At 60.8% G+C, this 19,477-nt stretch carries 24 protein-coding genes; 21 read left to right on the top strand and 3 right to left on the bottom strand.

Annotated elements, in window-relative coordinates:
• Positions 1-98: 98 nt before the first annotated feature.
• Entirely contained in the window at positions 99-713 is a 615-nt protein-coding gene (locus tag GDR53_RS00480) for a hypothetical protein (protein ID WP_193336180.1), read from the bottom strand.
• Positions 714-909: 196 nt separating this feature from the next.
• Positions 910-1,173: a hypothetical protein gene (locus GDR53_RS00475; RefSeq protein WP_193336179.1), complete on the bottom strand. Its 264-nt coding sequence runs from the start codon at positions 1,171-1,173 to the stop codon at positions 910-912.
• Between the two features lie 210 nt (positions 1,174-1,383).
• Here GDR53_RS00475 and GDR53_RS00470 point away from each other — a divergent pair, with 210 nt between their 5' ends.
• Positions 1,384-1,737, top strand: coding sequence for an HNH endonuclease (locus GDR53_RS00470; protein ID WP_193336178.1), 354 nt, complete (start codon positions 1,384-1,386; stop codon positions 1,735-1,737).
• On the opposite strand, the gene GDR53_RS00465 is transcribed toward GDR53_RS00470, so the two are convergent.
• Positions 1,731-2,018, bottom strand: a complete 288-nt coding sequence (locus GDR53_RS00465; RefSeq protein ID WP_193336177.1) for a hypothetical protein — start codon at positions 2,016-2,018, stop codon at positions 1,731-1,733. The genes GDR53_RS00470 and GDR53_RS00465 overlap by 7 nt on opposite strands.
• 166 nt (positions 2,019-2,184) lie before the next feature.
• Between GDR53_RS00465 and GDR53_RS19670 the strand changes: the two genes are divergently transcribed.
• The 20 genes from GDR53_RS19670 (at position 2,185) to GDR53_RS00365 (ending at position 19,440) form a co-directional block, all read left to right on the top strand.
• Entirely contained in the window at positions 2,185-2,751 is a 567-nt protein-coding gene (locus tag GDR53_RS19670; protein ID WP_210321374.1) for a hypothetical protein, read from the top strand.
• Positions 2,751-4,520, top strand: a complete 1,770-nt coding sequence (locus tag GDR53_RS00455) for a terminase large subunit (RefSeq protein WP_193336176.1) — start codon at positions 2,751-2,753, stop codon at positions 4,518-4,520. Before GDR53_RS19670 ends, GDR53_RS00455 begins: the two co-directional genes overlap by 1 nt.
• Positions 4,521-4,526: 6 nt before the next feature.
• Positions 4,527-5,807 carry a phage portal protein gene (locus GDR53_RS00450; RefSeq protein ID WP_210321373.1) on the top strand — a complete coding sequence of 427 codons (1,281 nt, stop codon included), beginning with the start codon at positions 4,527-4,529 and terminating at the stop codon, positions 5,805-5,807.
• A complete protein-coding gene (locus GDR53_RS00445; protein WP_193336175.1) occupies positions 5,797-6,675 on the top strand; it encodes a head maturation protease, ClpP-related in 879 nt (292 codons plus the stop codon). Before GDR53_RS00450 ends, GDR53_RS00445 begins: the two co-directional genes overlap by 11 nt.
• A 9-nt stretch (positions 6,676-6,684) precedes the next feature.
• Positions 6,685-7,950 carry a phage major capsid protein gene (locus GDR53_RS00440; RefSeq protein WP_193336174.1) on the top strand — a complete coding sequence of 422 codons (1,266 nt, stop codon included), beginning with the start codon at positions 6,685-6,687 and terminating at the stop codon, positions 7,948-7,950.
• Between the two features lie 53 nt (positions 7,951-8,003).
• Complete coding sequence (locus GDR53_RS00435; RefSeq protein ID WP_193336173.1) at positions 8,004-8,405, top strand: hypothetical protein; 402 nt, start codon at positions 8,004-8,006, stop codon at positions 8,403-8,405.
• Between the two features lie 278 nt (positions 8,406-8,683).
• Complete coding sequence (locus GDR53_RS00430) at positions 8,684-9,592, top strand: type 1 periplasmic-binding domain-containing protein (protein ID WP_193336172.1); 909 nt, start codon at positions 8,684-8,686, stop codon at positions 9,590-9,592.
• 385 nt (positions 9,593-9,977) lie between these two features.
• Complete coding sequence (locus tag GDR53_RS00425) at positions 9,978-10,613, top strand: head-tail connector protein (protein ID WP_193336171.1); 636 nt, start codon at positions 9,978-9,980, stop codon at positions 10,611-10,613.
• The gene (locus GDR53_RS00420; protein ID WP_193338188.1) at positions 10,613-10,804 is read left to right on the top strand and encodes a hypothetical protein; all 192 of its coding nucleotides are present in this window, start codon (positions 10,613-10,615) and stop codon (positions 10,802-10,804) included. Before GDR53_RS00425 ends, GDR53_RS00420 begins: the two co-directional genes overlap by 1 nt.
• Positions 10,797-11,180, top strand: coding sequence for a head-tail adaptor protein (locus GDR53_RS00415; RefSeq protein WP_193336170.1), 384 nt, complete (start codon positions 10,797-10,799; stop codon positions 11,178-11,180). The genes GDR53_RS00420 and GDR53_RS00415 overlap by 8 nt, the downstream gene beginning before the upstream one ends.
• Positions 11,181-11,648, top strand: a complete 468-nt coding sequence (locus GDR53_RS00410; protein WP_193336169.1) for an HK97-gp10 family putative phage morphogenesis protein — start codon at positions 11,181-11,183, stop codon at positions 11,646-11,648.
• Position 11,649: 1 nt separating this feature from the next.
• Positions 11,650-12,111 carry a DUF3168 domain-containing protein gene (locus GDR53_RS00405; RefSeq protein ID WP_193336168.1) on the top strand — a complete coding sequence of 154 codons (462 nt, stop codon included), beginning with the start codon at positions 11,650-11,652 and terminating at the stop codon, positions 12,109-12,111.
• A gap of 9 nt (positions 12,112-12,120) precedes the next feature.
• Entirely contained in the window at positions 12,121-12,570 is a 450-nt protein-coding gene (locus GDR53_RS00400) for a phage tail tube protein (protein ID WP_193336167.1), read from the top strand.
• Positions 12,570-12,965: a gene transfer agent family protein gene (locus GDR53_RS00395; RefSeq protein ID WP_193336166.1), complete on the top strand. Its 396-nt coding sequence runs from the start codon at positions 12,570-12,572 to the stop codon at positions 12,963-12,965. Before GDR53_RS00400 ends, GDR53_RS00395 begins: the two co-directional genes overlap by 1 nt.
• Before the next feature lie 20 nt (positions 12,966-12,985).
• Positions 12,986-13,228, top strand: coding sequence for a hypothetical protein (locus GDR53_RS00390; RefSeq protein ID WP_193336165.1), 243 nt, complete (start codon positions 12,986-12,988; stop codon positions 13,226-13,228).
• Between the two features lie 4 nt (positions 13,229-13,232).
• Positions 13,233-15,533 (top strand): tape measure protein, encoded by a 2,301-nt coding sequence (locus GDR53_RS00385; RefSeq protein ID WP_232846683.1) that lies wholly within the window; start codon positions 13,233-13,235, stop codon positions 15,531-15,533.
• A 6-nt stretch (positions 15,534-15,539) separates the two neighbouring features.
• On the top strand, positions 15,540-16,265 hold the full coding sequence (locus GDR53_RS00380; protein WP_193336164.1) for a hypothetical protein: 726 nt from the start codon (positions 15,540-15,542) through the stop codon (positions 16,263-16,265).
• Entirely contained in the window at positions 16,262-16,831 is a 570-nt protein-coding gene (locus GDR53_RS00375) for a hypothetical protein (protein ID WP_193336163.1), read from the top strand. The genes GDR53_RS00380 and GDR53_RS00375 overlap by 4 nt, the downstream gene beginning before the upstream one ends.
• 2 nt (positions 16,832-16,833) lie before the next feature.
• Positions 16,834-17,361, top strand: a complete 528-nt coding sequence (locus GDR53_RS00370) for a DUF6950 family protein (RefSeq protein ID WP_193336162.1) — start codon at positions 16,834-16,836, stop codon at positions 17,359-17,361.
• Positions 17,362-19,440, top strand: a complete 2,079-nt coding sequence (locus GDR53_RS00365; protein ID WP_193336161.1) for a phage tail protein — start codon at positions 17,362-17,364, stop codon at positions 19,438-19,440.
• The last annotated feature ends 37 nt before the right edge of the window (positions 19,441-19,477 follow it).

Raw genomic sequence — 19,477 nt, 5'->3', positions numbered from 1 at the left:
AGTTAATGCGACGTTGAGATACGCGCCTCCAAATACCCGCCCGAGCAATCCGGCGGGTTTTTTCGTTCGCAGACATCTGCTCCAGCCAAAAGGACTGCCTACTGTCCGAAGATGTGAGGGGCGCGGCAGTTTCCATGGTCACAATCGATCGGCATCCAATTGTCGGCTTGGCATTGCTGACCCGTTGGCGAGCCCATAAGCGAAGTCTTCAAGAACGAGATGTTCTGCAAGCCGTATGCCCATTCCCCGCCCTTTAACCAAGTCGGATTCGGCACAACGACATAGTACCCAAGCCCATTGTCGTTCTGCGTCCTAAGCACTCGTGTAGCTAAGGTGCTTCCCCCAGTGATCGACAATTCGCCAACCCTATCAGCTTGGCAAATTGTGTATCCCACAGGCGCTCGGATTATGCCTCTGGTCTCTATACCTTGAGTTTTGTATTCGATGAGACCAGACCAAGCTTTCGTCGACATATCCACAATCTGCGGCGGTATGCCGAAATACGCTGCCACGGCCTTAGTGATTTTCTGTCCTTCGCCAGTGGTTCGCTGGCTTGCAAGCCACTGAATAGGACTGTCGGGGTTGTTTTTCCAACCAAGTTCAACCTGCATCACTTTAAATGCGTCCGCAGGTAGGTTGGACTGAGCATAAGTGGGCGCGTACAAGCATCCAAGTAGTGACCATAAGAGTAAGAAGCAGATACGCACGATCATAGTCAGCCTCCTATTGGGTGAATGGTGCAGTACTTGAGATTTTGCGCCTTTTCTGAACGAAGATCAAAAAGAATCAATAGCAAGTGGAGGCGGAATGCGTTGGGCTTCCGGCCTTCGTCAAGCTCGGTCGGGCGCTGCGCCGCTCGGTCTGGTCACCCAACTCATGCAAGAAATGCACAGGTTCGATTAACAGGAATTAGCGATGCCGCTCGACGAAGCTATCGGTAAGATTCCCCCAATCCCTGTTCCACTGCTCTGGTGTGGCAGAAACATACAACGGGAAGCCATGGGCTTGGGCCATGTGGCGTCCCAGCCCTAGTGCATTCTCTGCCGGAAGATGTTCGATCGGCGCTGGATCTTCAGGAGTCCCGAAGATCGAGATAGTGGCGCTGCCATCATCGTAGATAGTCACCTCGACGTATTCGCGCGGCTTAGCTCCTGGCATCCTGACGTATGGCATAGGTTCCTCCTAATGCCCAAGCTTACCACCCTGTTGCCTAGGCCAATCAAGGGCGGTCAGCCATCGATCGACGCTAAGTTGTGTTTAACAGTGCGTTAAGGTCTGGCGCTCAACCTGAAGACATCTCCCTTCTCCCCCCGAGAAAACTAAGGCGCGCCCGATTAGTGCGCCTTTTCTTTTTGCACCATACCGGCGTGGGGAAATGCACGCATGCCCAACCTGAAGGTACTCAAGCCTAGGCTAAGCAAGTTGGCGCCGCGCCTCTCCACAGCTAGGGCAATACGAGACACCCGCTACAGCCCAGATGCCACGGTGCGTGGCTGGTATCACTCGGCCAGGTGGCAGAAGCTCAGGCTGCAGGTGTTAGAGCGTGATCTCTACACCTGCCGGCACACTGGTCAGATACTCGCTGGCAAGGCCCCAGCGCTCAACAGCGCTGTGGTGCACCACAAGGTGCCACACAAGGGCGATGAGCGGCTGTTTTGGGACATCAACAACCTCGAAGCCGTATCGAAGGAATGGCACGATAGCGAGGCGCAGCGGACAGAGAAGCAAGCCTATTGAAGCGTGATGCCGATCATCGCAAGCGCTGACGGAGCCGCCTGCAATAGTACCGTAAAGCCTGACAGTACGGCTCCCCAAGCATTTGCCCAGGCTGCTCGCGAGTGATGCTCAACGATCACAACATCACCGAGGTCGTAGGCCTTGTCGCCATCCTTGCCCCCGACCGGCTTTGTACCGCCAGGTAGCCGGGTCTGAGTAAAGAAGCGCTGTGCTGATAGCCACCAGAACACTGCAGCGGCGAAACCAGTCAATGCGGTGGCACCCTGAAGAAGCAGAAGCATCATGACCTCCTGTCGGTGGCAAACCGATAGCAGGGAGATGGTACCGGCGTAAGGGGGGTGGGAAGAAGTCTCCGACGACCCTCACCGCTGCACCCACGACGCCCTCACGTAGAGATTTTTTCCTCTGGTGGAAATCAGGGGTGCGAACCAAGGCGCGAACCTCACGATGAACGCCAAAAAAACTGCCACTGACTGGCCCGCAATCGAGGCCGAATATCGGGCTGGGAAGCAGAGCATCCGGGCGATTGCCAAGTGGTATTCGATTTCCGACGCGGCGATCCGCAAGGAAGCCAAGAAGCGCAAATGGGAGCGTGCGAACCAGCCCGCTGGTTCGCAGCAAACGGCCAGTGCGAACCAACCAGCAATTCCAGCGCCGATCGGCGAAGTTTCGAAGGTCGAGGAAGTGCTTGGCCGCGGTCGTAACCTAGCCGAGCGCATGCTCGATGAGCTCGGCGCCGAGACGCTCCACAAAGGCGAGTTGGAAGTCATCATCCAAATGACAGAAACCGATCCCGAGCGCGCCCAGGCGCTGCGCCAGGCGGTCAGTCTCCCATCTCGCGCCAAGACGTTGCAGACGATCGCGCTGGCCCTCAAGACCATGGGCGAGACAGTTTCCGAACAGCCGAAGGGCAAGAAGGCCGCGCAGAAAAGCGCAGCTGACGCGGCAACGGCGCCGGGCGGCAAGTTTGCCCCGCGGCCAGGCCCGCCACAACTTTCGGTGGTCGGTAAGTGATGCCGGAATGGACGACCGCATGCCCAGATTGGGAGAAGCGGATCGTCGCGCAGCGGTCATTGATCCCGTTTCGGCCGCTGTTTCCGGCCGAAGCTGAGTATGCCCTGGGCGTGTTCAAGGCTCTGAAGGTGGTCGATCTGCCGGGCCAGCCGACATTCGGCGAGGTCAGCGACCAGTGGGTGTTCGACTTTGTGGCCGCCATCTTCGGCGCCTATGATGCCGAGACCGGCAAGCAGCTGGTGACCGAGTTCTTCCTGCTGATCAGCAAGAAGAACACGAAATCTACGATCGCCGCGGCGATCATGCTGACGGCGCTGATCGTGAACTGGCGCCACAACGAAGAATTGCTGATCCTGGCACCGACGATCGAGGTCGCGCAGAACAGCTACAAGCCGGCGGCCGCCATGGTGCGCGCCGATCCGGAGCTCGACGCCAATGCGGGCGAGGGCGGGTTTCTCACGGTTCAGGATCATATCCGGACCATCAAGCACCTCGGCAATGACGCGGTGCTCAAAGTCGTGGCGGCCGATACCGACACCGTGTCGGGCAAGAAGTCGGGCCGCATCCTGATCGATGAGCTTTGGGTGTTCGGCAAGCGGGCAGGGGCTGACGCCATGCTGCGCGAGGCCACTGGTGGTCTAGTCTCTCGGCCGGAAGGCTTCGTGATCTCGCTCTCGACGCAGAGCAATGATCCGCCGGCCGGGGTTTTCAAGGCGAAATTGGACTATGCCCGCCAGGTGCGGGACGGCCAGATCGTCAACCGCAAGTTTCTGCCGGTGCTCTATGAGTTCCCGGACGCCATGGTCGAGGCGAAAGCCTACGAGGATCCGGCCAATTTCTATGTGACCAACCCAAATTTGGGTCGGTCAGTCAGCCAGGAATGGCTCGAAGAGGAGATGATCAAGGAGCTTTCGGGCGACAAGACCACGCTAGCGACCTTCCTGGCGAAGCATCTGAACGTCGAGATCGGCATGAACCTGCGGTCTAACCGCTGGGCTGGTGCTGATCACTGGGCAGCTGCAGAGGATGCCGAGCTCGCCGCACTCCCCCACTATGAGGCTCTCGACCGTTTGCTCGAGCGCAGCGAAGTGGTGGTCGTCGGGATCGACGGAGGCGGCTTGGATGATCTGTTCGGCCTGAACATCCTGGGCAGGGAGCCAGGCGAGATCGAAGTTCGTATCGAGATTGATGGCGTTCCGGTCGTTCGCAAAATGAAACGTTGGCTCGCCTGGTCGCACGCGTGGTGCCACTCGAGTGTTCTGAAACGGCGACCAAAGATCGTCACGACCCTGCAGAAAATTCAGTCCGCGGACGAATTGACGATCCTGGAAGATCCTCTTGGCGACGTGGCGACCATCATCGAGCACATCAGCCGCATCAAAAGCATGGGGCTCCTGGGCGGGGTGGCGGTCGACGCCTCCGGCCTGGGCGAAATGGAAGATGCCCTCGATGAAATCGAGGTCACCCAAGAGGCCGGTCTGCTCGTGGCGGCGCCGCAGGGCGGCTGGATGATGAGCAGCATCAAGGGCGCAGAGCGCCGGCTGGCGTCGGGGCTGCTCAAGCATGCCGGCGGCCCGCTGATGAACTGGTGCGTGCCGAACCTTAAGATTGAGCCTACGGCAACTGGCATCCGGGCCACGAAGCAGACGGCCGGCGACGCCAAGATCGATCCGGCGATGGCCTTATTCAACTCGGTCACCCTGATGAGCCGTAACCCGGTCGCCCAGGGTCGATCAGTCTACGAAGACCGCGGCCTTTTGACCCTGTGAGGTGGAATGAGACTTCTTGATCTATTCCACCGCGCCGAACCGGCAGCAGCGCTCCCGGCCGTGGATATGCAAAGCGTCCAAATTGGGCAGGTATCGGCATTTTACGACTTGGACGACCCGCGTTTGCTTGAGTTTATGCGCTCTGGCGGCATGACTGAAAGCGGCGTGACCGTCAGCGTCAAGACTGCCTTGAAGAACCCGACCGTGCTGCGCTGCGTTTCGCTGGTTTCGTTCGCGATCGGCTATCTGCCGCTTCACCTGCGGGTCAAAGCGACAAAGGAAAAGGCCACCGACCATCCGTTGTTTCGGCTTCTGCATCGGAAGCCCAATCCCTGGCAGACATCGTTCGAATTCCGAGTGCTGATGCAGCAGCGGGCTCTGACCCACGGCAGCGCATACGCACGAATTGTCTGGACGCGCGACGTGGTGCGTCGGCAGCGTGTGCCACAGGCGATGATCCCGCTGGATCCTGAGCGCGTCGCGCCGCGGCAACGGTCGGACTGGCAGATCGAGTATGTCTGGACCCGGCCCGATGGGACGCAGACGGTTCTGGCGCCGGACGAGGTGTTTCATCTGCGCTACGGCATGTCGGTCGATGGGATCACCGGCCTTTCGCTGGTGAAGCAGTCCGCAGAGGCAATCGGCCTCGCAATTCAGACCGATAAGGCGGCCGCCCGGTTGTTTCGCAATGGAATGATCGTCGGCGGCGTGCTCGCCGTGAAGGACAAGCTCTCGCCCGAGGCCTATGAGCGCCTGAAGGCGCAGATGGACGAGCGCGAGGGCGCCGACCGGGCGCACAAGTGGATCGTCGCGGAGCAGGGGCTCGAAGCCAAGCCATTCACGGCCAATGGCCGGGACAGTCAGCGCATCGAAACCTCCAAGCACCAGATCGAGGAAATTGCCCGTCCATTCGGTGTGCCGCGGCCACTTCTGGGCGTGGATGACACCTCCTGGGGCTCTGGTATCGATGTTCTTGGGCAGTTCTTCGTCCGGTATGGCTTGAATCCATGGTTCACGGCCTGGGAGCAGGCGATCGAACGCTCTCTCCTAACCGATGACGAAGTCGACGAATATGAGGCCAAATTCAACGAGGGCGCTCTGTTGCGCGGCTCGATGAAGGACCAGGCCGACTTCTTCAGCAAGGCGCTTGGCGCCGGTGGGCATCAGCCTTGGATGGACTACGAAGAGGTCCGCGAGACGATGGACCTTCCAGAGCGCGAAGTCGCCCCGAACCCAATGACAAGCGCGAAGTCAGCGCCGACCCAGGAGAATTCTGATGCGGTTTAATCCTCGCGTTTTCGCCAAGGCTCGTCCCGGCGCGCTGCCCCTGCCCGCTCATCGTGATGTCTCGGCTTTCACCAAGCCGCAGGTATTCGAGAAGTGGTCGGACGAAGCGGCGGGGCTGCGGCCCAACGCTGTGGAGCAGGGCGACAACGTCATCACCATGTTCGACGTCATCGGTGAAGATTACTGGTCTGGCGGCGGCATCACAGCGAAAAAGGTTGCTGCTCAGCTGCGCGCGATCGGCACCCGTCCGGTCGAAGTGCAGATCAATTCGCCAGGCGGCGACATGTTCGAGGGCATCGCCGTCTACAACGTTTTGCGTGAGCATCCCCAGCCCGTGACGATCAAGGTCATGGGCATGGCGGCCTCGGCCGCTTCAGTGATTGCGATGGCCGGCGACACGATCGAAATCGGCGCCGCGTCCTTCATCATGATCCACAACTGCTGGGTACTCGCGATGGGAAACCGGCATGACATGCGCGAAACGGCCGAGTTCCTCGAGCCATTCGACCAGGCGATGGTCGATGTCTATGCGCAGCGCACCGGTGGCGATGCCAAGAAGATCGCCGAGTGGATGGACGACGAGACCTTCATGTCCGGATCGATGGCCATCGAGCGCGGCTTTGCCGACGCTCTGCTCGATGCCGACGCGGTGAAGGTCGATGAGAAGGCCAAGGCGCAGGATCGCGAGATCAATGATCTTCGCGCAATGGAGCTTCAACTGGTTTCTGCGGGCAGCACGCGCACCGATGCGCGGGCCCGCATCAACAAAATCAAGGGCACGCCAGGCGCTGCCCTCGATGATGCCACGCCGGGCGCTGGCGCCGACTGGTCGGGACTTACCGACCTCCTTGCAACGCTTCAGTCCTAGGAGGACCCAATGAAGCATTTCTCACCGCCCGCGCTCCTCGCGCGGTCGACGGCGCTCGTCACCCCGCGCGCCATCGCATCTCTCCAGATTCGTGCCGATGCCACCGACCCCAAGGCTCTCATCGACGCCTTGAACCGTTCGTTCGAAGAATTCAAGGCCGCCCACGACCAGAAGCTCAAGGCAAAGGTCGATGACGTCGTGCTCAATGAGAAGATCGACAAGATCAATCTCAGCGTCGGCGACTTCCAGAAGGCGATCGATGATTTGAACGCCAAACTGGCTGCTGCCGAACTCGGCGCCGGCACCGCGCAGGTCCGAGACCCGGGCTATACCAAGGCCTTCGCCGCGCATGTCCGCAAGGGCGAACTGCGCGACCACGACCTGCAGGCGTCCCTCAATAAGGGCGCTGCATCGGAAGGCGGCTATACCGCCCCGATCGAATGGGATCGCACCATCACCGACCGGCTTGTTATCCTCTCTGCCATGCGGCAGATCGCTTCCATCCAGACCATTGGCGGCGCCGGCTTTTCGAAGCTGTTCAACAACCGCGGCACTGGCTCTGGCTGGGTCGGTGAGACCGCCGCTCGCCCAGAGACCACCACGCCGACGCTTGGCACGCTCAACTATGCCCTGGGCGAAATCTACGCCAATCCTTCGGTCACCCAGGGTCTGCTCGATGACTCCGAAGTCGATATCGAGGCCTGGCTGGCCGACAATGTCGAAACCGAGTTCGCGTACCAGGAAGGCATCGCCTTTGTGTCCGGCAACGGCACGAACAAGCCCAACGGCTTCCTGACTTATGCGACCGGCGCCGCCAATGCCGCGGCCCATCCGTGGGGCGCAATCACAGCCACTACCGTGGTCGGCACTACCGCTGTCACGTCGGACGAGCTTCTGGCGCTGACCTATTCCCTGCCGCAGGCTTACAGCGACGCCGCTCGCTGGGTGCTCAACCGTCTGTCCCTGGGCAAGATCCGGGCGCTCAAGGATGGCCAGGGCAACTATCTGTGGCAGCCCTCGTATCAGGCCGGCGAGCCTGCCACGCTGCTCAATTTTCCCGTGACCGAGATGGCGGCGATGCCGAACATGACGACCGGCGCTCTGCCGATCGCTTTCGGCGACTTCAAACGCGGGTATCTGATCATCGACCGCGTCGGCGTTCGTGTCCTCCGTGACCCGTTCACCAACAAGCCCTACGTAATGTTCTACACCACGAAGCGCGTCGGCGGCGGCCTGCTGAACCCGGACACCATCAAGGTTCTGAAGATGGCGTAAGCCTCGGGGCGGGGGGATCCCCCGCCTCTCCTTCCAACATCATGGAGGCCAACATGGCCGTGAAGAAAACCAATCAGGCTGCTGATGCGGCCGAGGCGGCAGCGAAGACTGCTGCCGAACTGGCGGAAAAGCCTGCCGCGGAAGCCAAGGCGGCGGCCGAAGCCGCAACCGCCAAGGCTGCCGGCGAAGGGCGTCTGCCGGAAAACACCGCCGTCACCAATCCGGCACCTGGCAACACCATGGACCCGGCGAGCGGCGCATTCGTTGAGCCAGCGATCATCATGGGTGTCCCTGCCGACCATCCCGCTGTCGAGAACAACCCGCGCAAAGCCACCTCGGCCGTGCAAAACGGTCAGGATTTCAACGATCCTGTTCGCGATCCGGAGGACCCCGGCTTTCTTGGCCAGGGTCTCGACATGAGCGTGTACGGCAAGGCCGAACAGACGAAGAAGTAACTCAAGAGCGTGGCGGTGAACCTGCCACGCCATTCCCTCACCAATGGTGTGAGCTGAAGCCTAATTCAGTTGGCGCCCGTACCATTCACGAATCGATGTGCTGATCGAGGCCGCTGCCTCACACCTCGATGGGTGGACTGGCATTCTCGGTCGGCGCCCGTTTCAGCAGACTTGGCGGCAGGAGTTCGTTTGCTGACTGGGAAGGGGGAAGGCTGTTGTTCCGCAGGTATTATTGCTGTAAAAGTGTGATCGCTTACTTGCAGGACTAAGGAGAACCCATGTTCCGCCTTGCTATCCTTTTAGTCGGCCTTTCGACCGTAGCGGTGAATGCTGCACCAAAGTTTGTAGTAATTCTCAACGGGCCCCAGACCTCGGATTATTGGTCTCAGGTCAGCAACGGCGCTACTGATGCCGCTGAGGCGGGTGATATCAGTTTAGTTCTCGTCACACCTAAGTTTGCCGACCAATGGGATGTGATTAACGCGGCCGTTGAAAACGCGATCGCGGACGGCTTTCCATTCGTCGCACCTTATTCTCCCAGTTTGGCGGCCGCTCTCCAAAAAGCCGACGATGCAGAGTTACCCTATCTGGCTTACGGCAGAACGCCCGAAGGGCGCCCCCAATCTATCGTTACCGCGGAAGGGACACAGTTCGACCTCGCGCTCGGCAGGGGCCTTTGTGAGATTCCAGAGATCGGCGATGTCTTGCTAGTTGAAGACGGAAAAGACCGCCCTCAGCTGCCCGATTGTCGGGTCATCCATTCCATGCAGCATGACGGGTCCACGTCATTGGCTACTGCCGTCTCGCACGCGCTATCTTTGCATGCTGGAAGCAACACGATTGTTGCCTCTGGAGAATCTGCGGCGTCCAACCTTCTTTCGTCTCAAGGCATGTCGGAATTCAAACTATTCTTAAGAGACGTATCTGCTGATGCAATCGCCGGTCACCCGAACGTCTTTATTGCCCGGGAGGACCCTTTCCAGTTGGGACATGAACTAGTGCGTAGCCTGCAAATGACAACGACGGGGGAAGAAAACTACTTCGAGACCCCGCTGAGCGCCGTACTGGTCGACGGCAATGATATTGTCCAAGTTAATACGTGCCCAACCGATGGATGCGGCCGGCCGCCGCCGGAGCTGCCAGGTTGCACGTACATCGACGGAAAATTATGGTGCATTGGCCCGTAACCTAGCGCCGCACTGACCAAGCTCTACCAAGCCCGCCAGCAAACCTGCTGAGTGGGCTTCTCTATGTAAGCAATAGGCCATCCGAGGCGAACGTAACCCATCTGCTCCATTGTGGGGGTTCAAGCAGTCATCTCTGCCGCTGCTTATGCTGCCAGCAGGCGGCCTCCGGCGCGACTGATATGCACCTTCGCCGGCAATCCCATCACCATTCGATCGACCATTGGCAGCCGCAGCGTCGAGCTGTCATCGATGGCAGGGGATTGTTTACGAGGCTGCGGACCAGGGCGACGGCTTCGGGTGTCAGTTCTTCGATAGTCATGCCAGACCGATAGCCAAGTCTATCAGGGACCAACCAACCCGCCTCGGCGGTTTTTTAGGAGCGCTTATGATCGCGCCCATTCTCGTCACACCTCCGGAAATACTGCCGGTCTCGCTCGAGGAAGCCAAGCTGCATCTCCGCGTCGAGGACAATGATGAAGACACGCTGATCAATGCGCTGCTGCGGGCGGCAGTCTCGCATCTAGATGGCTGGACCGGCGTTCTTGGGCGCTGCCTTGTCGAACAGACGTGGCGGCTGGATTTCGACACCTTCGGCCGCTGCATGCGGCTTCCGCTCTGGCCGATCATAGAGATCGAATCCATCACTTGGCGGAACGAAGCCGGGCAGGTGGCCACGATCGGCGACAGCAACTATGCCCTGCGCTCTGACGAGCGCGGCGCCTATGTCTATTGGGACCGGGCGTATGGGTCCCCGTCTGGGCTCTATGAGAGCGCGGCGGTTTCGGTCCAGGTGAAAGCCGGATACTCGACCACGCCGGCCGTTGAGGCCGATCCAGAGGCAGAGCCGCCGGTTGAAGCCGTCCCAGCAGTTAGCACTGTTCCCGCAGCACTCAAGGTCGCCATTCTGCTGCTGGTGGGCACCTGGTTCGACAACCGCGAGGCCACCGTCTCCGGCAACTCCTCAGAACTACCCTTTGCCGTCAATGCGCTCATTGCGCCTTTCAGAAGGATATCTATCTGATGACTGAACGCACAATTCCCCGCTTGAAGTTCAAGCGCGACTTCGACTTCAAGCCGTCGAGCCAGTCGACCATCGGCTATAAGGCGGGATGGGAAGGCCCAGTAACACAGGCTTGCGCTGAAGTCGCTGTGAAGGCTGGCGCAGCCGACCTGACCAACGGTGCCGCCGAGAAGCCCAAGGCCAATGGCTGAGGATTTCCGCCGGGCAGGGGCGCTGCGCGAGCGGCTGGCCTGCCAGTTCGCGTCTACTCCGACAGATGACGGCTGGGGCGGGCCGATTTCCGGCGCTGGCGAGTTTACCACGCAGTTTATCGTGTCGGCAGGGATGAAGCCCCGCACCGGTGGCGAAGGGGTGGATGCGGCCCGCCTGGGCGGAAGTCAGCCATTTGTGGTTACGGTCCGCAATACCTCGCAGACCCGGCAGATTACGCCCGCCTGGCGCCTGGTCGATACCAGGGGCGGGAATCGGGTGCTGGCCATCACGTCGCCGCCTGCGGATCCGGACGGACGGAACCAGTGGCTGGAATTCCTGGCCGTGGACAATGGCGAAACGGCGGTTCTGGAATAGATGGCTACGCGCATCCTTGGGCTGGATAGGCTGCGGACGAAACTGCGGAGCTTTCCCGCTGCTGTTGAGGGTGAGATCCGCAAGTTCATGGAGCAGAGCGCCGACGAAGTTGTGGCACTGGCTAAGTCGCTTTCGCCGACCGATAGCGGCGACCTGGTCAACTCCATTGCATGGACCTACGGCGATGCGCCGCAAGGGGCGATCGTGCTCGGCAAGGTCAAACAGAGCCAGTCGGGAAACCTCAAGATTACCATATATGCCGGCGGCCCGGATGCCTACTACGCCCGGTTCATTGAGTTTGGGACTGCCCCGCATGTGAACGGCGGACGGTTTGCCGGTTCGCAGAATCCGGGCACGGCAGCGCAGCCGTTTTTCTATCCGAGCTGGCGCGCCTATCGGAAACGCGTTCGCGGCCGGGTGACCCGGGCAATCAATAAAGCCGCCAAGCGAGTTGCAGCCGGGGGCTGATATGGAACCGACCTATGAATTGCAGCTCGCGGCGCTCAATGCGCTCCGAGCATCGACGGCGCTTACCGCAATGGTCGGGGCCAAGATTTACGACCGGGTGCCTGAAAAGCAGGTCAATGGCCAGCTCGTTCCAGATGTGGTCAGTCCGTATATTTCGTTTGGCCCGGTGACTTCTCTGCCAGACGAGGCAGACGATTCCGACTGCATCGACAGCGAGGAAATCACTTTCCAGATCGATGTCTGGTCCTGGGGTTCAGGGCTGGCCTATGGGTCGGTTCAGTGCCGTCAGATATCGGGCTTGGTGAAAAAGGCGCTCCACAAGGCCGATCTGCAGCTGACGACACATGCCCTGGTGTCCATCCGGCACGTTCTCACCCGCATCCTTCGCGACAGCGACGGCATCACCAATCACGGCGTGATCCAGTTCACTGCCTTGGTCGAGAGCAACAGAACTTCAACATAGGAGGGCCGCATGGCCAAACCCGTCACTACCAAAGGTGGCTTGCTGCGCATTTTGCTGGGCAGCGGCACCGGTCCCGTCGTCTATGCTGCTCCCTGCGGCCTGACTTCCAAGTCCCTCACGCTCAGCAAGGGCCTGGAAGAGGTAAGCATCCCAGACTGCGATGACCCTCTGGCGATCGATTGGCTCGGCCGCGATGCAGTTTCCCTCAGCATGTCGGTGTCGGGCGAAGGCGTTCTGGCAGAGGCCAGTATGGACGCCTGGCTCGATGCTCAGGAAAGCCCAGATTCCACACCAGTGAAGATCGAGCTCGAGTTTCCCACGACCACGTGGACTTGGACCGGCTTGATGCATGTCGAGACGGCCGAGCTCGGCGCCGCCAGCAATACCGGTCGCGTCACCGGCAACTTCTCGCTGCAGTCGGATGGCGAGATGGTCCGCACATCGGTCGCGACGTCCTGATGAGCCGCGATGCATCCATCGGCCCGCTCCCTTGGGCCGATGGCAAGTTCACCTTTCGCCTGGGCTGGGGCGAACTGGCTCTTCTGCAGGAAAAGACGGACTGCGGCCCGCTTGCGCTGCTCGACCGCCTCGGCGGCCGGCAGTGGCGCATCGAGGACATCAGCCACTCAATCCGGCTGGCGCTGATCGGCGGCGGCACTCCGCCGGCGGAAGCCCTCAAGCTGGTCGAGGCGTATGTCGAGAAGCGCCCACCTCTGGAAAACCACATGCTGGCCTGGGCTATCGTCTCGGCAGGAGTGCAGGGGGCTCCAGACGAACCGCTAAAAAAACCGCAGGGGAGGGCGAAGGCCAAAAGCTCGACGACCTCCCCAACGGAAAGTGGCGGTTCGGCCTGATCTATGGCCTAGGCGCCGCAATGGGCTGGACAGTCCACGACGTCAAACAGGCGTCGGTCTGGGAGTTCTTCTCTGCTTTTAATGGCTATGTCGACGCCAATACGCCCAAGCAGGGCAACAAGCTCAGCGAAGACGACAAGGATCGCATCTGGGAACGGATGCAGGAACTTGATGCGCCAAGCCCAACAAGCCTCTCAACTCAAACTTATCAGTTGAACGGCGCCCGCTTGGTGCCGGCCGGCGTCGTGACATTCGAGGTTTAGCAGCATGGCCACAGACGTCGAACGGCTCGTGGTTTCGCTAGAAGCCTCTCTCACGAAATTTGACCGAAATATGCAGCGTGCCGTCGGCATCTCCAACACCAGCATGCAAAAGATCGAGCGCCGGCACGACACCATGGCTCAGCGCCTGGAGAAGGGCTATTCGGGCCTGCAGCGCGGCATAGCAGCGGCATTCGGTGGGGCTCTCGCCCTTCGGGGCGCACAGCAGCTGATCGACGCATCTACCCGCATCGAAAACAGTCTCAAGGTTGCCGGTCTGGCCGGGGAAGAACTCGCCAGCGTCTACGATAGCCTGTTCGAATCCGCGCAACGCAATGCCGCTCCGCTAGAAAGCTTGGTCACGCTCTATGGTCGCGCGGCAATCGTGCAGAAAGAGTTAGGGGTCAGCACTCAGGAGCTGCTCGGCTTTACCGACAACGTCGCTACGGCGCTGCGCGTGGCCGGCACCGATGCCCAGACCGCATCCGGTGCACTGCTGCAGCTGAGCCAGGCCCTCGGGTCCGGCACGGTTCGCGCCGAAGAGTTCAACTCAATCCTGGAAGGCGCGCTGCCGGTTGCCCAGGCAGCGGCTGCAGGGCTTGAGGAAGCCGGCGGATCGGTGGCTAAGCTCCGCGGTCTGGTTGTGGACGGGAAAGTCAGCAGCGAGGCGTTCTTCCGGGCTTTCGAAGCCGGGTCGGTGATCCTGCGGGACAAGGTCGCCAGTTCTGAACTGACTGTGTCACAGGGCTTTATCCGCCTGCAAAACGTGCTCATCGACACGGCAGGCAAGTTCGACAATGCCACCAATGCGTCGTCCAGAATGGCAACATTCCTGACGGATATTTCCAATAGGATCGCAGGCCTCGGCAATGCCGCCGATGCAAATGCTCCAGCTATCAATCGATTCCTTGATTTCATCCTTGAGGCTGGCGACAAGGCCGGCCGGGGTGCGCTCGATCAGACGGCAGCCGAATTCGAAGCCATCGCCGAGGCGGTCAATTTTGTCGCCGGCAAAATGGACAAGTACGGCGCATCGGTCACGGATGCCGAGCTGGCAACAGCAGCGGCCGAGCAGGCCCTGGTGAATTTCTCGACCAATGCTGCCGCTGGATTTGGCGATCTTGAACCTGTTGTTCAGGATCTTATTCAGCAGTTGCTTGAGGGTAAGGGAACCGCAAACCTCGCCAACGAGGCGATAAACGAGATTGGGAAGAACCAGGACTTCGGCACGCTGATCGGTGATCTGGGTTCCCTGGTCAACGCACTGTTCGCAGTGCGGAGTGAGGCTGTTGCAACTGCCGGTGCCGTGGCGGCCGCAGCGCGTGGCGACAGCTCAGGCGGCAATATCGCCGATCAGCGCGCCGAGCAGCTGGGCAATCGCCCAAAGGCTGCCGTCAAGCCGGTATCGCTGTCCGACTATGCGGCGCCGACAGCGGCGGGTGGGAGTGGCGGCGTTGGAGGCGGTGGAAGTTCGCGTGCTGACCAGTTCGTCTCAGCAGTCGCCAATCAAGAGCGAGAGATCGCTGCACTGCAGCGTAAATCGCAGCTGCAGGCTCAGCTTAATCCCTTGGTTAATGACTATGGTTTTGCGTTGGAACGGCTCAATGCCCAGATGGAGCTGGAGAACGCCGCGACAGAGGCTGGACTGGCACTTACGCCAGAGCGGCAGGCCCAGATTGCACTGTTGTCTCAGGGCTTCGCGCAAGCGACCTCTGATGCAGCCCGGCTGGCCGAAGCCCAGGACATGGTCAAACAGAGCGCCGAGGAAATGGCGCAGGCAGGCCGGCAGGCGTTGGACACGATCGTTGACGGCTTCCGTGACGGCCGAGACGCCGGCGAAATCTTCAATTCAGTGCTCAAGGATCTGGCCAAAAACCTGCTCAACATGGGGATCAACTCCATCAGCGGCGGGATGAAGTCAGGTGGATTCAATCCGCTGGGCTTTCTCGGCGGGCTGTTTGGCTTCGCTTCCGGCACTGCCAACACGGGCGGCAAGCGTGGCGAGCCGCGTGGCGTCGTGCACGGGCAGGAAGCGGTTATCCCGCTGCCAGGCGGCGGTAAGGTGCCTGTCGATCTTCGCTTGCCCTCGCTGCCTAGCGCAGGCCCTTCGGCTGGGTCGCTGACTGTCCACGTCGTTTCTGATGACGAGAAGTTCTCTGCTTATGTGATCGACAAGGCTGGCGCCGTCGTGGCGCAGGCTTCGCCTTCTATCGTCGGCGCCTCGGTCAACCAGGCCAACAAGACAGCACCTGCAGCGGTCGCAAAGTTCCGCGAGCAACGCGGCGGCAGCGATTACCGGACAAGTTGAGGCTTCATGGTCGATATCATCCACTGGCCGGCACAGCTGCTGACGCCGCAGTCGTCGCCTTTTGACGTCACGGCTTTTTCGCGGTCTGGCGGACGGACGCTGGGCGGCATCAACCGGTCTGTCCGGACAGATCGCGGCTTTTGGCAGGGTTCGCTGAACGGCATCGTGTTTCGGCGCGGCAGCCAGTCAGCCCAGGCCAGAACTTGGAATGCTATCCGGACGGCGCTGGGCGGATCGGTTGGGCTTATCGCTGTCCCGGTCTGCGCAACACGGCTTTGGGCGGCGGATGGCTTTTCGGGCTTCGCCCCCGTCCTGACGCCGCACGATGACGACACGCCATTCGATGACGGAACGCTCTACTCTCAGGGGACGGTCGATATCGAGATGGCGCGCTACGCGCCGCTTGGGTCGACGGTCGTGCAGTTGCGCCTGGTTCATGCGCCGACGGCGTCCGGCATCCGGTTCAGCTACCAGCACGCCATGTACGAAAGCGGGCAGATCATCAGCCAGACGTCGGAAACCGTTTTTCAGGTGGAGATTACCCCGGCAATCCGGGTGCCAATCCCTGCTGGGGCAAAGCTCGAAGCTGACCGGCCGACAGTGCTCTGCCATCTGGCCAGCGATAGCGAGATGGGCATTGAGTTTCCCGCGGGCGGGATGCCGCGGCCATCGGTCAACTTTGTCGAAGCAGTTGACTATTGGAACGACGTGGCGCTGGGGCTCGAAGAATGACGATCAAGTCCATTCGCGTCCTCTGCGTCATGGAGTTTCCAAGCAAGACGATCAGGCTCTGGGATGGGGCAGGGCCCATGCTCGGCACCGACGGCGAGGTCTATGCCGGCGCGCGGTTGAACGAAGGCCTGGACCAGATCGAAAGCGCAATGAACGGCGAGGCGGCCACGCTGCAGCTGTCGTTGTCGGGTGTCGACCAGACGATTTCCGAGCTCGCCTATGAAGATCTCGACGCGGGCAATGTCATCGGCGCCAAGGTGCAGCTGATGATCCAGCCCTGCGATGAATGGGATCAGCCGGTTGGCGCCGCCGAGGTAAAGTTCACTGGCTTCGTTGACAATATGCCGAGCGATGACGCGGTCAATGGCGACCAGGTTGTCTCGACCATCGTGCTGGAAGTGCGCAACCGGTTCGATCTGCGAACGCTGACCAGCGGGTCGGTACTGTCCGACGTGGATCAGCGAGCCAGGTCTGCGGTGATCAATCCGAGCGCGGACCCTGACCTATTTGCCGAGAGAATTCCCGGCCTGGCCGACCGTTCGATCGTCTGGCCGCGATTTAGCTGACCATGAACTGGACCCGTCACGATACCCGCGCCCTCCTTGAGGCTGCGGCCGACAGGCCATGCATGTCGATCGGTGTGGTCAAGACGATCCGCCGACATCATGGCGAGGATGATTTGGTCGAGCGCATGGCGCGCTTTGAAAACTTCATGCTGGCCACCAATGCCACGCCGCACATCTGGGGCGCGTCTGACTGCTCGCTACTGATCGCTGATTGGGCAATGGCGAATGGATATGCCGACCCGGCAGCGCATCTGCGGGGCCAGTACAGCACGGAAGCCGAATGCCGCGGGCTGCTGGCTTCGCTAGGCGGGCTGGGCGCTGTCGTCGGCGCCTGCGCAGCCAGCATTGGCTTAACCCCGCTCTATGAGCCGGAATTCGGTTGTGTCGCTGTGATCGGCGCTGCAGCCCGACCCGACCGTCAATGGTCGGCGATCTGGGATGGCCATCACTGGATGGTGCGTTGGTTGTCGAAAGATGACCCGACCTGGGCGGCATTTGCCGCGCCTGCAATTGGAATGTGGAGAATATAGATGCCGCAGGCCATTGCTGGCGCCTTGGTGCCGCTGCTTTCGAATCTGTTCATCGCCATTGGTTTGCCGGGGCTTGCCTTCGGCGCCACCATCGGTCTGATCGCGACGGGTGCCTCCTATCTACTGCTGGCCGGCGGCGCGTACCTGCTGTCGTCCGCGTTTAGCCCGCAGGGGGCTATGGGGGGGCAAGGGCAGCGGCCCGAGGCCCCAAAACCAGAGGACGGTAAGTATAACCTCAAGCAGTCTGTGCCCCCACTGGTCTATGTTCTCGGCAAGGTCAAGAAGGCGGGGGATTACGCCTTTCTGGAAGAGACTGGAGGGGTCGCGTACCACATCACGGTCTGGGCAGCCCATCACGTCAAAGGATATGTCTCGCACTGGCTGCACGATGAGCAGGTTACGCTTGATGGCTCCGGAAACGTCATCAGCCCCGCACATTTCGAAGCCCAGGTGAATATTGACACCCGCCGTGGGGACGCGGCCTCAACCGTCTATCCGACAGTCGCCGCGCTCTTCCCATCGATCTGGACGGCCGACCATCGGGGTGACGGCCTAGCTACCGTGGCAATGCGAGCGAGCTCAGTCCCTCCTGAAGCCCTTCAGCGCGTCTATCCAAGCGGGATGCCGCAACACCAGGCCATTGGAGAGGGTCACGACGAGCTGATTGACCCGAGAACTGGCGTTCCAGGTTACAGCACCAATCTGGCGATCTTTCGCTATTGGCACCTGACACATCCGGTCGGCGGAAAGTTGACCACCGAAGACCTCTATACGCCTGACTGGGCCCATGCCGCCGATGTCTGCGACCAAGTCGTCACCAATCGCACGGGCGGCATCGAGTCTCGTTATCATGGCGGGTTCTGGTTCCGCGCCAATACCGACCCTGTCCAGGTCGGACGGACGCTGGATCAAGCCGCCGAAATGGTCATCTACGAACGCGCCGACGGTAAGATCGGAGTTCACGCTGGCGAATATGTCGAGCCCGATATCCGGCTGACTGCCAACGACCTCGTTTCGGTTGGCTATGACCCGAACAAGCGCCGTTCGACCAATGTGCTGGCCGTGCGGGGCCGGTATACCGACCCGGACAAGGGCTACAACACAACCGACGCCGCGATCTATGGACTGCCCTATCCCAGCGATGACGAGCGCACAAAGACGGTCGAGAACGTGGCGGTGCAGAAGCACAACCACATCGCCCGGCTGCAGAAGATCGCATACATCCGCGCCAATGCCCCGCGCGTTCGGCTGGTTGCGCACTATGAACCAGCCCAGAATTTTCCCTATCGCCGCTTCATCAAGGTGCATTATCCGCCCAAGATGACCGAAGCCATTGTGGAGATCACGGGCCGGCCCACACTGTCGCTGCGAAATCTCACCTATGAGGTCGAGGGTATTGTCATTCCGGCGGCGCTTTATGCGTTCACTGCTGTAACGGAGGAGGGCGCACCAGGCGCCAATGTCATCCCAGTGGCTCGGCAGGACGTGCCGGCTCCCGCGGGCTTTTCGGTTTCGATCCAAACAGAGGATGTAGGCGGCGGCGCGTCGGCGGCATACGCCAGGGCGACGTATACCCTGCAGAATGCCGCCTTTGTCTATGAGCTCCAATGGCAGCCGACGGCGGGCGGCCCGGAGCAATCCGTTACCGGTGCAGCGGGCGCGCTGGAGATCCGAAGCAGCTACCTCGCCGACGGCGTGCTGTACCGCTTCCGATCGCGCACCTGGTCGGCGGGTGTGCCTTCAGTCTGGTCCGCTTATCAGGTGCTGACGGCAACAGCCGATCAAGTTGCGCCGGGCGTTGTCGTCGGCGTCTCGGCGTCGGGCGGGGCGGGGCAGATCACGTTCAACTGGACCGCTCCGAACTCGGCCAACTATGCCGGCGCTCGGCTCTTCTGGAACACCACCAACACCATCGTTGGCGCCACCCTGGCGGCGACGGAGTATGGCGCTCCCAATGCTGCGGACAGCCGCGTGGTTACCGGCATCAGTGCCGGCACTCGATATGGGTTTGTCGTCAGCATTAATGGCTCTGGCATCCAGGGCACGCCGGTCGCAACCGGCCCCGTCACCGTCACCTAGCCGTCCCCTGAACACCTGAAACCTGATCTTGCTCGCT

The sequence above is a fragment of the Devosia beringensis genome (assembly GCF_014926585.1).
Lineage (GTDB): Bacteria > Pseudomonadota > Alphaproteobacteria > Rhizobiales > Devosiaceae > Devosia > Devosia beringensis.
The sequence above is the reverse complement of the archived record's forward strand: the minus strand, read 5'-3'. Positions and strand labels throughout refer to the sequence as shown.